The organism is Streptomyces sp. NPDC006450, assembly GCF_040612195.1.
In the GTDB taxonomy this organism is placed as follows: domain Bacteria; phylum Actinomycetota; class Actinomycetes; order Streptomycetales; family Streptomycetaceae; genus Streptomyces.
Window position 1 is genome coordinate 1 of record NZ_JBEXPT010000067.1, and the last position, 14,119, is coordinate 14,119.

Here is a 14,119-nt window from a genome sequence, read left to right on the forward strand (position 1 = left end):
CCCGCCGGCCCCCCGCCCCCCCCCCACGCCCCCCCGGGGGCCCGGCCGCGTCGCGCGGCCGTCCCCCGGGCCCTCACCCCACCCGGAGCACGCCACGATGCGCATACGAATCGCTTTCCAGGCCGTCCTGACCGCCGTGAGCCTGATCCTGCTGACCCCGGCCGTGGCGCACGCCCACGGCGACACCGTGAAGGTGGTGGTCACCGGACAGCGGGAAGGCCACGTCACCGCGGACGTCACCTGGGAGAACGACGGCGACGCCGTCGAGGAGGCGGTCGCCGCCACCGTGAACGCGGTCAGCGCCGACGGCGCCCGCACGCTGGGGCCCTGGCGGCTGGTGCGCGATCCCGCCGCGACGCCGGCCGGCTGGACCACGGCCGAGTCCCTGCCGCCCGGGGCCTGGAAGGTCAGCGTGGACGTGGGCTTCCCCGCCCTCGGGCACGGCGAACTCGAAGTCGGCGTACCGGTGGTGGACCCGGCCCCGGCCACCGGCACCCCGGGTCCCCGCCCCGCCGGCCCGTCGTCCGCGCCGACGGGGGCCGGTACGCAGGCCCCGACCCCGACCCCGACCCCGACGCCAAAGCCTGCGACGGCCTCCGAGGCCCCGGCCGAACCCGGCACGGGTCCCGCCGTCTGGTGGACGACAGCCGGAGTGGCGGTAACGGCCCTGGCCGGGGCGGCCGTCGGCATCCTCCTGCGCCGCAGGCGGGCGCGCGGCTAGTCCGTCTCGATGTGTGCCGGTTCGACCGGACTCACGCCGCGGGGTTCGACCGGCTCCAGCGCTCGCGCGCCACGGCCGGGAGGGAAGGTCCCGCCAGGGTCCACTCGGTCAGGTTCGCGTCACCGTACCGGCCGGGCGCGTCAGCGCCCGGTCGCGCGCGTCAGCGCCCGGTCGCGGGGTGCGGGCACCCCTGCAGTGCCGGGCGGTCCTTCGTGCGGACGGCGGGGAGCCACGCTGTGGGGGGTGTGGAGCCGGGCGGGAGGCGGACGTGGAACCAGCGGGTGGACTGCAGGTCCGCCTCGTCGATGACGGCCCGGCCGTCGGGCAACTGGCAGTCGACCGCGAGGACGTCGCCGTGCCACACCCGGGACGGTACGACGTTGTCCGCGGTGTACTGGCCCATCGGGTCGATCGCCAGGCCCAGACTGCACTGCGGGTCCCGGTCGGCCCGCTCCTGGCAGCCCTTCTCCGCATTGAACACCCGGATCGTGCCGGCCGCCGCGCCCTCCAGGCCGTCCAGTGCGGAGGAACCCGCCTGTGGCGCGTCCGACCACAGGGCCGTACCGGCGATCCCGCAGAACGCGGCGGTGAGGATGGCGCCGCGGGCCCGGCCCCACAGCCGTCCCGCGCCCCTCCCGCGTGCCTCCTGTTCGGCGGTGATGCGGGCGAGCAGGCTCTCGGCGGTGTGCGGGGCACGCGCCGCGTGGGTCGGCGCGAGGCAGTCGGCGGCGAGCTCGCGCCAGAACGGCGGCACGGCCTGGTCCATGCGCAGCGGCGCGCGCCCTTCGCCGTACTCCTGGACGGCGGCGCCGCGCGCCATGGGCGTGGCGCCGGAGAACGGGGAGGCGCCGGAGCCGAACACCTCGTGGATGATGATGCCCAGGGCCCAGATGTCGGCACTCGGCCGGACCTTCACGCCCAGCTCCCCGAGGGGTGCCCTCCAGCGCTCGGGCGGAAGGTAGTCCAAGGTGCCCAGGGGGGGCGCGTACCCCGACGTTCCCGTCATCTGGGTGGCGAGCCCGAAGTCCGAGAGCTTCACGGAACGGCTGCCGTCCAGCAGGACGTTCTCCGGCTTGAGGTCGGCGTGGACCCAACCCGACCGGTGGAGGTGGGCGAGTCCCTCGCAGATCCCCGCGATCAGCCGGGCACGGTCGGCCTCGGCGACCCCGGCGTCGAGGAGTTCCCGCAGGCTGCCCGCGGCCCGCTCCATGACCAGCACGATCGCGCCGTCCAGGGCGGGGCGGTCCGGTGCCTCGAGGACGAAGGAGTCCAGGAGACGGATCAGCCGCGCGTGCCCGGCCCTGCGTCCCAGTTCGACCTCCCGGCGTGCGGACTCCACGATCCTGCGCGTCTGGCGCGGGGCGTACCCGGCGGTCGGCATGATTTTCAGCGCGATGTGGGCGGGTGCCGCGGGCGGGTGCGCGGGGGCCCGGCCGGTCCGGTCCGGGTACCGGTCGGCGGGCCGTGCGGCGTAGACCGTGGACCATCCTCCGGCGCCGATCAGGTCGGTGATCGTCCAGCCCCGCACCTGGTGGCCGGGCGGGAGCAGGTCCGTACCGTCGCGTTCCGTGATGCCGCGCAGGGTGTGGGGCGTCGTCATCGCGCGGTCTGCCGCTCCCGCCCGCCGGCCCCCGTCAGGGGTGGCAGCAGCGTCAGGTGCTCCTCGCGCACGAGCCCGAACCGCAGGGCGAGCCCGACGATCTCCTCCCGCTTGCCGTTGCGGCGGTCGCCCTTGCCGGGTTCGCGCGGGTCCGAGGCGCCGATGCGCAGCTTCTCCTCGGCGAGGTAGTCGATGTGTGAGCTGACCGCGCGCGCGGTCAGGGTGGCGCAGGCGACGTGGCCCCTGAGCCGTTCGACGATCTGGGGCGTGGTGGGGACCGCGACGCGGGACTGGTCGCGCAGGCGCGGTTCGCAGAGCGCGAGGAGTACCAGGAAGTAGGTGGCCGTCTCGTCCAGTGAGTAGGCGGTGACCGTGAGGCGGCCCCAGGGGGCGCCCATGGCCTCCGGGTCGAGGTAGACGTGATCGGGAGCGAACACCTGGAAGGAGACGGGGACGTCGCTGCGGGTGGGCAGCACGACGCGCGAGAACTCGAACGGGACGGGTGCCCCGACCCGGCGGGGCGGGACCCTCAGGTACTCCCCGGCGCCCTCCGGGTTCTCCACGAGGTAGCTGTGGGAGGTGCTGTGGTTCGTCAGCTGCCAGTGGTCGTCGGTCACCCGGATCTCGCCGGCGAGCCGGGAGATGGCGGCGTCGGTGAGGCGGAGCTCCACGGGGATCTTCGCGGATCCGCGTCCGAAGCGGGCGACTTCGCCCGGTCCGAGCCGTAACGTCACCGCATCGCCGGACGGTTCGCCGCCGTCGGCGCCACTGCACCCCTGCGGCAGATGGACGACTACCCCGCTCACCGCTCCCCCCGTTCCACGCGTCGTGCCGGACCGACGAGTGGAACAATACTCATCTCTCAAGGGAGTTCATCGGCGCACTTCAGCCACTTCGGCCGGGACAGCCCGTCGGGTGGGACAGTCCGCTCCGGCTGCTCCGGGAGGCTCTGCGAGCCCCTGGCCGGGAGGCTCGCCGGCCCTCTCCTCGCGGGCTGCTCCCCCTGTGTCCCCGGTCACTCCGGCCCTCGTGCGGCGATGGCGGTTTGGGGTCGTTTTCGACTCTCTGGCGAGCGGTTCGGGGGACGTTGTCGTGCCGCGGCGAGCGGGCGCGGCATGCCGCCACCGCGGGCGGCCGTGCGGGATCGGCCTTTGTGCCCCCGGTCGCGGACGTCGCGTACGGGACCTGCCGGGGTGGGGAAGGTCACCGTGCCCGAGGGGTCACGGCCCCGCAAGACCGCCCTTTCGCCCCTTTCAGGTGGCGCGATCCGCACTCCGGGTTCAGAGCGCGGGACGGCCCGATACGACGGGTGCGACCGTCCGGTCGCCGAAGGCCCTCCACGGCCGCCACCCGCCGCTCGGGCGATCCTGGACGCGGGTGCGCATCCTGCCTTCGGTGGTGACGGCGAAGACGTGCGTGCGCCCGGTGGGATCGGACGCGACGGCGGGCGTGGCGGCGAGCCTGATCCCGGGCTCCCCGAACTCCCCGCCGGAAGCCCAGCTTCCACCGGGGGCGGTCTGCCAGCGGTGGCCGAGCCGGGCGCCGCCGGGCGTCAGCGAGAACGCCTCGAGGCGGCCGTCGGCGTTGACGGCAAACGCCGGTGCGGCGGCGCTCCAGCCGAACATCGGCAGCCACTCGTCCCAGCCCCCGTTCGGCACGGACTGCCGCCGGCTGAAGGTACCCACGCCCGACGGTCCGATCGCGGCGACGGTGAGCCGGCCGCTGCCGTCCCCGGCCACGCGCGGCGCGGCGCCGGACGCGGTGCCGAAGCGCTGCCACGCGGGGGTCCAGGCGCCGCCCGGGGTCTCCTGCCACCGGTGGAAGATCCCGGATCCGCCGGGAGCGAGGGCGAAGACCTCGAGCCGTCCGTCGGCGTTGGCCGCGACCACCGGTGGCGCGCCCGCGGCGCCGCCGAAGCCCGCCTCCCACGGGTCCCAGGTCCGGGATCCCGGTGCAGATTGCCGCCGCCGGGCGACGGACGCCCCGCCGGGGCTCAGGGCGAAGGCCTCCAGCCTGCCATCGGCGTCGCGGGCGACGGCGGGGGCGGCGCCGGCCGGCCCGCCGAACTCCTCCCAGCCGTACCAGCCGCCGTCCGGCCGCTGGGCCCGGTGGTGCAGGTTGGCTCCCTGCGGGGCGAGCGAGAACACCTCGAGCGCGCCGTCGGCGTTGCGGCCGAGCGTGGGCACCGCGCCGGCCGGCCCGCCGAAGGTCTCCCACGGCGACCAGGTGTCGGTGTCCGGGTCGAGCTGGACGCGCCGGAGCATCGAGCGGTCGGAGGCGTCGAGCGCGAATACCGTGAGGCGGCCGCCGGCGTCGAGTCCGGCCACCGGGTTGTCCGCGCTCTGCCACGGTGGTGGTGTGTCCCGCCACTGGAGGGGCGCCACGTGCAGCCCGTGGCGGAACCAGCCCGCGGCGCCGGCGTACCAGGTCTCCCCGTCCGCGATCACCTCCACGGCGTGACCGGCCACGTGGCCCGCGTACCCGGCGAGGTCGAAGTGGAAGGGATCCCGGGACGCCAGCACGTCCGTACCCTCGTAGCCGCCCCTGGGGCCGATGAACAGGTAGTACCAGCCGTCCCGTTCGACGACGTACGGCGACTCGGTGACCGAGACGGTCGCGTCCGTCGTCGCGTCGGTGAACGCGACGCCCGGCTCGCTCCAGTGCACCAGGTCGGCGGAGCGCCTGTGGGCCACGACGTGCCGGCCGCCCGGGCTCGAGAGTTCCGTGTAGTACATGACCCACTCGCCGCCGGCCCGCAGCACCATCGGGTCGCGGGCCGCGATCCCGCGGAACAGCGGGCCGGACGGCTCTCGCGTCCAGGTGAACAGATCGTGCGACGTGGCCAGGCTGATCGCGGCGCCGCTCGTGCCGCCGCCCGCGTAGAACATCCAGAACCTGCCGCCGGCCTCGATGACGTGCGGGGCCCACAGGTGCTCCTCGCCGTGGTAGCCCGGGTCGACGGTCAGCGCGTCGGCGTGGGCGGTCCAGGGGCCGTACGGGGCGGGCGCCGAGGCGTGCGCGAAGGAGACCTCCGCGGCACTGTCCGGCGCCTCGCCGGGCGCCGCGCTGTCACCGACGATGCTGAACAGGTGCCAGCGGCCGTTCGCCCGGATCAGGGTGTGGTCGTTGAGGTAGCGGTGCCGGCCTGGCGTGGAGGGGTCGTAGACGTGGGTGAAGGAACCGGCACCCACCCACTGGGACGCCGGACCCGGGACGGAGGCCGCTGCTGCGGCACGGCCGGTGAGCGGGAGCGCGAGGGCTCCCGCTCCGGCCGCGCGCAGCAGGTGGCGCCTGCTGAACGGATGCACGAGAAGGCTCCAGGGGAACGTTTGCGGTCAGTTGATGGCGGGGCCGGCGGTGTCCTTGAGCCAGCCCCACTGGGACCAGCTGGAGTGGCCGGTCTGCCAGCGGTGGTAGACCCCGGTGGGATTGGTCCCGAAGACCTCGATCCGGCCGTCGGCATTGGCCACGGCGGTGATTTCCGTGCCACCGCTACCGAAGGACTCCCACGGGTGGTAGGGGCTGTTCACCCCGGTCTGCCACATGTGCTGGGCATCACTGCCGTTCAGAGCGAACACCTCCACCCGCCCGTCCACCGTCCGCTGACTCGTCAACTGCGAGTTCGCAAGACCACCGGTCCCCTCCCAACCCGACCAACTCGTGGGGCTCGTCTGATACCGGTGGAAGACCCCGACCGGCCCCGAGGCGAACACCTCCAGCCGACCGTCCTGGTTGTGGTCGACCGTCAGATCATGACCACCGATACCGAAGTCCTCCCAAGCGGACCAACCACCATTCACCGACGTCTGCCACAGATGCCGGAAGACCTCACCGTTGAGGGCGAACACCTCAAGCCGGCCGTCCGACGCCTTCGCCAACTCGATACGACTCTCCCCCGGACCACCACCAGTCCCCTCCCAGCCCGACCAGCCACCATTGGGAGCCGTCTGGAACCGGTGGAACACCTGCTCCGGACCAGAAGCAAAGACCTCGAGCCGACCGTCACCATTGGAACCCACGGCGACGTCACGGCCACCCTCGCCAAAGCCCTCCCAGCCCGACCAGCCACCCGACGGCCGATTCTGATAACGGTGCTGAAGAACCTGCCCGTTGATCGCGAACACCTCCAACCGACCATCGGCATTCGACCCGACCGCCAGCTCCGCCCCCCGGGGCCCCGCAATGAACTCCCAGGCGGACCAAGCCCCGTTCACGCTCTCCTGCCAGGCATGATGCACACCATCGGCCCCGGCCGCGAACACCTCAAGACGCCCGTCCACCGACCGAGCCGACACCACACGACCCGACTCCGCCGGATACACCAACGGCGCAGGACCAGGCCCGGGGTGGCCAAGACGGTCCACGGCGGCGCGCGCCGTGTCCATGTGCCGCTGATGGTGGCTCTGGTTGTAGGTGGACCAAGGGCTCCAGTCCGTGCCCCCGGAGGATATGCGGAAGGTCTCGTTCGCATTGCACTGCGCGTCGTAGGCACAGGCGTCGCTGACTTCGGCGTGCCAGTAGTCGTTGATCTGCCACAGACCACGGTCGGTGGACGGGGGCGTGTTGTTCGTGACGTTGTACGCCTGCGGATTGCAGCTGGACTCCGCCAGGGCGACGGCGACAGAGGTCACCAGGCCCTCACCTCGGAAGCCCGCGTTGTACCCGACCTCCGCACACAGGTCGCTCCCGGCGGCGGCGGAGGCCGGCCGTGTGACGCCGACCATGATTCCCGCCGCCACACACAGGGAGACGAACGCGGACAGAATGGCGCGGTGGGGCGCTCTTCGAGCGCGCTGCGTGGCTCTCATCTGGCTTCTCCTCAGTTGATCGCGGGTCCGGCGGTGTCTTTGAGCCAGCCCCACTGGGACCAGGTCGAGTAGTCGGTCTGCCAGCGGTGGTAGACCCCGGTGGGATTGGTCCCGAAGACCTCGATCCGGCCGTCGGCGTTGGCCACGGCGGTGATCTCCGTGCCACCGGCGCCGAAGGACTCCCACGGGTGGTAGGGGCTGTTCACCCCGGTCTGCCACATGTGCTGGGCATCACTGCCGTTGATCGCGAACACCTCGACCCGACCGTCCACAGCGCGCTGACTCGTCAACTGGGAGTTCGCAAGACCACCGGTCCCCTCCCAGCCCGACCAACTCGTGGGACCGGTCTGGTACCGGTGGAAGACACCCACCGGCCCCGAAGCGAACACCTCGAGCCGGCCGTCCAGGTTGTGATCGACCGTCACGTCATGACCACCGGTACCGAAGTCCTCCCACGAGGACCAGCCACCGTTCACGGACCTCTGGAACAGATGCTGGAAGGCCTCACCGTTGAGGGCGAACACCTCAAGCCGGCCGTCCGACGCCTTCGCCAGCTCGATACGACTCTCCCCCGGACCACCACCAGTCCCCTCCCAGCCCGACCAGCCACCATTGGGAGCCGTCTGGAACCGGTGGAACACATCCTCGGGACCGGACGCAAAGACCTCGAGCCGCCCGTCGCCATTGGAACCCACGGCGACGTCACGGCCACCCTCGCCGAAGTTCTCCCAGCCCGACCAGCCACCGGACGGCTGGTTCTGATAACGGTGCTGAAGAATCCGGTCGTTGATCGCGAACACCTCGAGCCGGCCGTCCGCGTTCGGCCCGACCGCCAGCTCCGCCCCCCTGGGCCCCGCGATGAACTCCCAGGCCGACCAAGCCCCGTTCACGCTCTCCTGCCAGGCATGATGCACACCATCGGCCCCGGCCGCGAACACCTCAAGACGCCCGTCCACCGACCGCGCCGACACCACACGACCCGACTCCGACGGATACACCAACGGCGCAGGACCGGGGTGACTGCCGGGTGTGCAGGGCATGTCGATGCCGCGTTCCGCCAGGTAGGGAATCGGGTCGACCCGCACGGACGCGCCCGCGTTCCCCCAGACCCGGAGGTGGAGATGAGGCCCGCTCGACTGGCCTTCGCTGCCCATCAGAGCGATCCGCTGCCCGGCGCTCACACGGTCGCCCTCCTGGACGTCCCGCTGGTACATGTGGCCGTACTCGGTGATGGTGCCGTCGGGGTGCAGGATGCGGATCCACTGCCCGTAGCCGGGTTCGTATCCCGAGATGGTCACTTCGCCGTCGCCGACCGCGTAGATCGGGGTGCCGCGGTCGTTGGCGATGTCGATGCCGTTGTGCTCCCAGCTGTAGTACTGGGTGATGTCGCCGGCGGCCGGGCAGGAGGCGGCGAAGCCGGCGGCCCGGGCCGGGACCGGGGACGCATCGGTCTGCGCCCCGGCCGGTGAGGCGACGGCGAGCCCCGGTGCGAGGATCACGGTCAGCGCGAGAAGGAGCCCGAGCATCCGCCCGGGCAGCAGCCCGGACATGCCTCGGGAAAGGACGGACATCACGCGAGATCCCCCCGTCAGGCCTTGCGCAGGCGGTCGATGACGCCGTTGATGTCGTCCTGCAGCAGATTCCGGCGGACCCAGTGGCCGCCGTCCACCTCATGCTGCTCGTAGGGGATGCCCGCACGGTCGAGGTTCCACTTGAACTCCCGCTGGGTGGCGAGCACCAGGGTCTCGTTGGCGTAACCCTGGATGTCCTGGGGACTGGTGCCGGCGACCAGGAAGACCCGCTTGTGCCGGTAGCTCTCGATGCGCTCGCACGGGTTGTCCGCGCTGACCCGGGCCTGGTCCCAGAAGGGCACGCCGTAGATGCTGCCGCCGTTCAGTTCCACTGCGGCGGAGGATGCGTTGGCCCAGTGGGTCACCAAGTCACCATTGCCGCCGCGCAGGTTGGCCGGGCCGGAGTGGGCGCTGACCGAGGCGAAGTGGCCGTAGTACTTGGCCGCGTACTTCAGGGCGCCGAAGCCGCCCATGGAGAACCCGGAGACGGCGCGGCCGTCGTACTCGGCGTAGGTGCGGAAGTTCGCGTCGATCCACGGGATCAGCTGCCCGATGTGGAAGTGCTCCCAGTTCCGGGCGCCGATGTTGGAGCTCACCGCGTTGGAGTACCAGCCGGCGCGCCCGCCGTCGGGCATCACGACGATGAGGTCCTTCCAGGCCGTCAGACCCCGGATGTCGTGGAACCGGTCGAAGGTGATGAAGTCCTCCAGGCCACCGTGGAACAGGTAGAGAACGGGGTACCGGCGCCCGCTGGTGTGGTAGCCGTCGGGAAGCAGCACGTTGACGGCCGGGGTCCAGCCGCCGATGGCGGAGGTCTGGAACCGGTAGTACCACATCCGGTGATCCTGCTCGCCGCGTTCCGTGATGCGCAGGCCGAAGCCGTCCCCGACCGCCGAGGCCGCCGACGCCGACGCGAGAACGCCGCCGGCTCCCAGGGCCACCGCTGCGGTGAGTCCGCCGGCGGACTTGAGGATGCTCCTGCGGGTGGGGTCCTGCGTGGTCAAGGTGGCCTCCTGTGGGCGAGCTGGCTGGTGACCCGGCTGCCGCCCCAGCGGCACCGGCGGTTTGGAAGCTAGCGGTCCCCGCCCGGGAGGAGTATCCGGAACCTTACGGACTGACAGAACCGGCTCGGGTCCTCTAGGGCCTGTCGTCACGCTCGCGTCTGCCAGGCGTCGCGAGGAAGACGGGAGTGTGACGACAGGCTCTTGGGGTCGCGTGATGTCGTGCAGGCAACTCGCCGATGCTCGGTGGAAGTTCATCGAGCCGTGGCTGCCGACCGGTAGGTACGGCGGCCAGTACCCGGAACGGTTGCGGGAGCAGTTCGAGGGGTGATCCGGCCGTTCCGCTCCGGCACGCAGGCACCTCATGGAGGCCTTAGAAATGCCGCGCAGGAGCAGGAAGCTGCCTTAGCGGGAGGGGCCGCGGGTGGCCATCCGTAATTCTCCGGATCCCCGGGGCGTGTCCCTCTCGGTAGCTTTCAGCGCGATCACATGGTGACCCGGCGCGACCACGGCGGGTCACGTTTCCCCTGAGTGCCTCGTACCGCTACCGACCAGGAGCCCGTTGTGAGCGCACACCATCCCTCCCGCAGAGCGCTTCTCAGAGCCGCCGGTGGACTTTCGGCTGCGATATCCCTCGCAGGGGCAAACGTCCTCGCGACCGGATCCGGGGCCAGTGCCGCCGGAAACGGCATCGGTCTCCGCTCCGCCCAGCTCATCCCGTCGGACGTGGGCGGCCCGATCACCCGCGACGAGATCCTTCTCCGTGCCCAGCACTGGGTGGATCTGAACGTCTACTACAACCAGGGCGACTCCCACCCGGACCTGGAGGGCAGGCACTACCGCACCGACTGCTCGGGCTTCGTCTCCATGGCACTGCACTTGCCCTGGTCCCCCAGTACGGTCACCCTGCCCGAGTTCCTGGACCCGATAGCCTGGGAGGATCTGAAGCCCGGTGACGCCGTCGGCACCCTCGGGCCGGGAACCGGCGGCGACGCGGGACATGTCGTGCTGTTCGCCGGCTGGGCCAACCACGCGCACACACGCTTCTTCACCATGGAGGAGATGGGCGGGGCGGGGTCCGTCAGATACGAGCGGCCGATCAACTACACCACGAGCGGCGGCCTGTTCACCGCCGGCCCGTACCGCTACAAGAGGGTTGCCGAGGCTCCTTCTCACCACGCCGCCAGCCCGGCCGAGACGGGACGCGTGGTGTCGGCACGATCGGCCGACGGCCGGCTGGAGACTTTCGCGGCCGGAGCTGACGGGGTCTACCACGCCTGGCAGACCGAGGTGAACGGCGGCTGGTCGGCCTGGCGGCCGCTCGGAGGTCCGCGAAACGCGCAGATGACGATCGTGCCCAACGCCGACGGTCGGCTGGAGCTGCTCGCGATCAACGGCGATACGGCCCAGCACATCTATCAGACCGGCCCGTCCGGGGACTGGTCCGGCTGGCAGGGATTCGGCACCGGTGGAAGGTATATCGCCGCCGGAACGAATGCCGACGGCCGTATCGAGGTCTTCGCTTCCGGCCCGAAGGGCGTCTACCACCGATACCAGACCGCGCCGAACTCCGGCTGGTCGGGCTGGGAGTTCACCGGTGGGGGTCCCGCCGACGCCCGTCTGGACATGGGGAAGTCCCCCGAGGGGCGCCTTGAGGTCTTCGCTCTCAACGGCACGGTCTTCGAGCACCAGTACCAGCTCGCCCCCAACGGCGGCTGGTCCGCATGGGAACATTTCGGAGGCGGCGGTCATGACCTGACGGTGGACCACAATGCCGACGGGCGTCTTGAGGTATTCGCCTCCGGACCGGAGGCCATTTTCCACCGGTACCAGGAAAGCCCGACCTCCTGGTCGGGCTGGGTACGAACCGGCGGCCCGGCCAACTCGAACCTCACCAGCGAGCGCACCGCCGACGGCCGGGTGGAGGTCTTCGCGATCAGCAATGAGATCGCCGTTCATGCCTGGCAGACCGGGATCAACGCCCCCTTCAGCGACTGGGTCGCCATCGGCACCGGCGGCACGGACATCACCGCCGCCACCAACGCCGACGGCCGCATCGAGGTCTTCGGGACCAGCCATGCCGGCGTCTACCACACCTGGCAGACCGGCTTCTCCGACTGGGCCCAGTGGGCGTGGCTCAACGGCCCCGGCCCCGCGATCAGCTGACAGTGGTGGGCGGCTGGGCCGGGGCTCCGCCTGGAGCCCCGGCCCCGCGCACTTCGCTTCATGCGCTCCGGTTCCTGCCGGCCGGTAGGCGCCCCTTTCAGCGCCGCCCGGGGAAGAGGCCGCTCTCGGGCATGTTCCCCGGTCCGCGTCCGGTGTGCGGATCATGGAGTCACCCGCCCGGAAAGTGCGGCCGGGGACGGGCTGCGGAGGTTCCCGATCCTCCAAGGGACGCCTCCTGGTCAGCGACGCCGGCACGACCGTCCACGTGTGGGACGCCGTCCATGGGTGAGTTGTCTGCGCACCGCGATCGAAGTCCTCCCGGTTCCCACCCCGCGCGGGAGAGGGAATCCGGCAACTGATCACGACATCACGCAGGCCCGCTGTCACTCCGGATCGTTCCGGGTGCCCTGCCCCTCCCTCGACTCCTAGCTTGTGACCCAGCCAGTCCCACGGACACGAAGGAGACGACGAATCACATGCGCGTCACCACAACACTCCTGCTCGGCGGGGCCCTTGCCCTCGCCCCCCTCACCCCGGCGACCGGCGCCCCGGCCGCCGCCTCCGGCCCTGCCGGCCAGGCGAGGACGTACGACGCCGTCCAGTCCTTCCGGAACCAGGCCACGGGCCGGTGCATGGACGACACCAGCAACGGCTTCCGCACCTGGAGCTGCAACGGCTCGAATCCGCAGCAGTGGAGCGTGCACGTCTGGGGTGACGGGACGCGCCAGTTGATGAACATCAACACCGGCCGCTGCATCGAGGACACCAACAGCGGCTTCCGCACCGCTGTCTGCAACTCCAGCCCGGAGCAGAGCTGGTGGATCAACGTCTGGGGCGACGGCACCGTCCGCTTCCAGAACCAGCACACCTCGCGCTGCATCGACGACAGCTCCCTCGGCTTCCGTACCTGGGCGTGCAACAGCCTTCCGTACCAGAGCTGGTCCTGAGCCCGATGACGCCGCACGGCGAAGCCCTTCCCCTTCCGATACGTCCGGCACGTCCGATACGTCCGATACGTCCGATACGTCCGGCACTTCCGGCACTTCCGGCAGACGATTCCCTCCACGAGGAGCAGGTTCGATGAAGTTGAAGTTGACCGCGTTCCGGTTCTCGCTCGCCCTCGGTGTGGCCGGTGCTCTCCTGGCAGTGCCCACGGCCGCACAGGCGCGGCCCCAGGCGCAGACCCCGGCCCAGGCGGCCGCGGACCACTCCGCCACGCTCGCGGCCCTGAACGAGCTCAAGGCCGGCGGCGGTCCCGGGGCGGGCGTGTACGCGGGGACCCGCGACGCCTCGTGGAACCTCTCCACCGGCACGGCCACCGTCAACACCAACGATCCGATCGGCCCGGACGAGCACTACCGCGTCGGGAGCCAGTCGAAGACCTTCACCGCCGTCGCCGTACTGAAGCTCGCGGAGGCGAGCGGGATCGGCCTCGACGACCCCATAGAGCGGTACCTGCCCGGCGTAGTCTCCGTGAACGGCTACGACGGGAACCGGATCACCGTCCGGCACCTCCTCCAGCACACCAGCGGCATACCGGTGAACGGTCTGCCGCTCGCGCAGGCCCGCCCGGACGGCTCGTACACGCTCGCGGCCCTGGTGCAGGACGGACTGCGCTTCGCCCCGGTCTCCCAGCCGGGCGCCGCCTTCCACTACTCGAACACCAACTACGAGATCCTCGGCATGCTGATCGAGAAGATCACCGGCCTGCCCATCCACCAGGCCGTCACCCAGCAGGTGATCCAGCCGCTCGGCCTGGCCCACACCCGCTTCCCCGCCCCCACGGACCGCGCCGTGCCGAGCCCGGCGATCCACGGCTACCGGGGTACCCGGATCGGCTCGTTCTTCTTCTGGCTGGACGGGACCGCGTTCGAACCGTCCACCTTCTACGCATCCGGCGCCGTCATCTCCACGCTCCGGGACATGACCGCCTTCTACCAGGCGATCGTCGACGGCACGGCGCTCTCTCCCGCGAACCTCGCCGAGATGGAGAAGGCCTTCGAGCTCGGGCAGCCCGGCTCGGGGAACGGCTACGGCCTCGGGATGCAGAAGATCGCCCTGCCCTGCGGCGGCACGGCCTGGGGACACGATGGAGCCGTCCCCGGCTACTACTCGCAGACGCTCGTGACCGAGGACGGGCGGCACGCCTCCGTCATGACCAACGCGCATCTCGCCACGAACATCCCGGGCGCGCAGATGTACAAGACCCTGACCACCGCCCTGTGCGAGACGCCGTCCTGACCCGGCCCCGG

The 14,119-nt window shown here is 71.3% G+C and carries 10 protein-coding genes; 4 read left to right on the top strand and 6 right to left on the bottom strand.

The window, feature by feature from the left end; all coding sequences use genetic code 11:
• Positions 1–97 precede the first annotated feature (97 nt).
• Positions 98–721, top strand: coding sequence for a hypothetical protein (locus ABZY57_RS20290; protein WP_356513786.1), 624 nt, complete (start codon positions 98–100; stop codon positions 719–721).
• A gap of 160 nt (positions 722–881) precedes the next feature.
• Here the strand turns inward: ABZY57_RS20290 and ABZY57_RS20295 are convergent, their stop codons facing one another.
• The 6 genes from ABZY57_RS20295 to ABZY57_RS20320 form a co-directional block, all read right to left on the bottom strand.
• Positions 882–2,321, bottom strand: coding sequence for a serine/threonine-protein kinase (locus tag ABZY57_RS20295; protein WP_356513788.1), 1,440 nt, complete (start codon positions 2,319–2,321; stop codon positions 882–884).
• Entirely contained in the window at positions 2,318–3,127 is an 810-nt protein-coding gene (locus tag ABZY57_RS20300; RefSeq protein WP_356513790.1) for a serine/threonine protein kinase, read from the bottom strand. The genes ABZY57_RS20295 and ABZY57_RS20300 overlap by 4 nt, the downstream gene beginning before the upstream one ends.
• 474 nt (positions 3,128–3,601) lie before the next feature.
• The gene (locus tag ABZY57_RS20305) at positions 3,602–5,629 is read right to left on the bottom strand and encodes a family 43 glycosylhydrolase (RefSeq protein WP_356513792.1); all 2,028 of its coding nucleotides are present in this window, start codon (positions 5,627–5,629) and stop codon (positions 3,602–3,604) included.
• Between the two features lie 27 nt (positions 5,630–5,656).
• On the bottom strand, positions 5,657–7,129 hold the full coding sequence (locus ABZY57_RS20310; RefSeq protein WP_356513794.1) for a hypothetical protein: 1,473 nt from the start codon (positions 7,127–7,129) through the stop codon (positions 5,657–5,659).
• A gap of 11 nt (positions 7,130–7,140) precedes the next feature.
• Positions 7,141–8,700 carry a peptidoglycan DD-metalloendopeptidase family protein gene (locus tag ABZY57_RS20315; protein WP_356513796.1) on the bottom strand — a complete coding sequence of 520 codons (1,560 nt, stop codon included), beginning with the start codon at positions 8,698–8,700 and terminating at the stop codon, positions 7,141–7,143.
• A gap of 17 nt (positions 8,701–8,717) precedes the next feature.
• A complete protein-coding gene (locus tag ABZY57_RS20320) occupies positions 8,718–9,704 on the bottom strand; it encodes an alpha/beta hydrolase-fold protein (RefSeq protein ID WP_356513798.1) in 987 nt (328 codons plus the stop codon).
• A 723-nt stretch (positions 9,705–10,427) separates the two neighbouring features.
• Between ABZY57_RS20320 and ABZY57_RS20325 the strand changes: the two genes are divergently transcribed.
• The 3 genes from ABZY57_RS20325 (at position 10,428) to ABZY57_RS20335 (ending at position 14,108) form a co-directional block, all read left to right on the top strand.
• Positions 10,428–11,867, top strand: coding sequence for a hypothetical protein (locus ABZY57_RS20325; RefSeq protein WP_356513800.1), 1,440 nt, complete (start codon positions 10,428–10,430; stop codon positions 11,865–11,867).
• Between the two features lie 476 nt (positions 11,868–12,343).
• Complete coding sequence (locus ABZY57_RS20330) at positions 12,344–12,814, top strand: RICIN domain-containing protein (protein ID WP_356513802.1); 471 nt, start codon at positions 12,344–12,346, stop codon at positions 12,812–12,814.
• A 133-nt stretch (positions 12,815–12,947) separates the two neighbouring features.
• Positions 12,948–14,108: a serine hydrolase domain-containing protein gene (locus tag ABZY57_RS20335; protein WP_356513804.1), complete on the top strand. Its 1,161-nt coding sequence runs from the start codon at positions 12,948–12,950 to the stop codon at positions 14,106–14,108.
• Positions 14,109–14,119: the final 11 nt, after the last annotated feature.

Excerpts from the sequence above, each read along its gene's own strand:
- ABZY57_RS20330 (WP_356513802.1), top strand. The coding sequence starts at position 12,344 with ATGCGCGTCACCACAACACTCCTGCTCGGCGGGGCCCTTGCCCTCGCC.
- ABZY57_RS20310 (WP_356513794.1), bottom strand. The coding sequence starts at position 7,129 with ATGAGAGCCACGCAGCGCGCTCGAAGAGCGCCCCACCGCGCCATTCTG.
- ABZY57_RS20315 (WP_356513796.1), bottom strand. The coding sequence starts at position 8,700 with ATGTCCGTCCTTTCCCGAGGCATGTCCGGGCTGCTGCCCGGGCGGATG.
- ABZY57_RS20295 (WP_356513788.1), bottom strand. The coding sequence starts at position 2,321 with ATGACGACGCCCCACACCCTGCGCGGCATCACGGAACGCGACGGTACG.
- ABZY57_RS20335 (WP_356513804.1), top strand. The coding sequence starts at position 12,948 with ATGAAGTTGAAGTTGACCGCGTTCCGGTTCTCGCTCGCCCTCGGTGTG.
- ABZY57_RS20290 (WP_356513786.1), top strand. The coding sequence starts at position 98 with ATGCGCATACGAATCGCTTTCCAGGCCGTCCTGACCGCCGTGAGCCTG.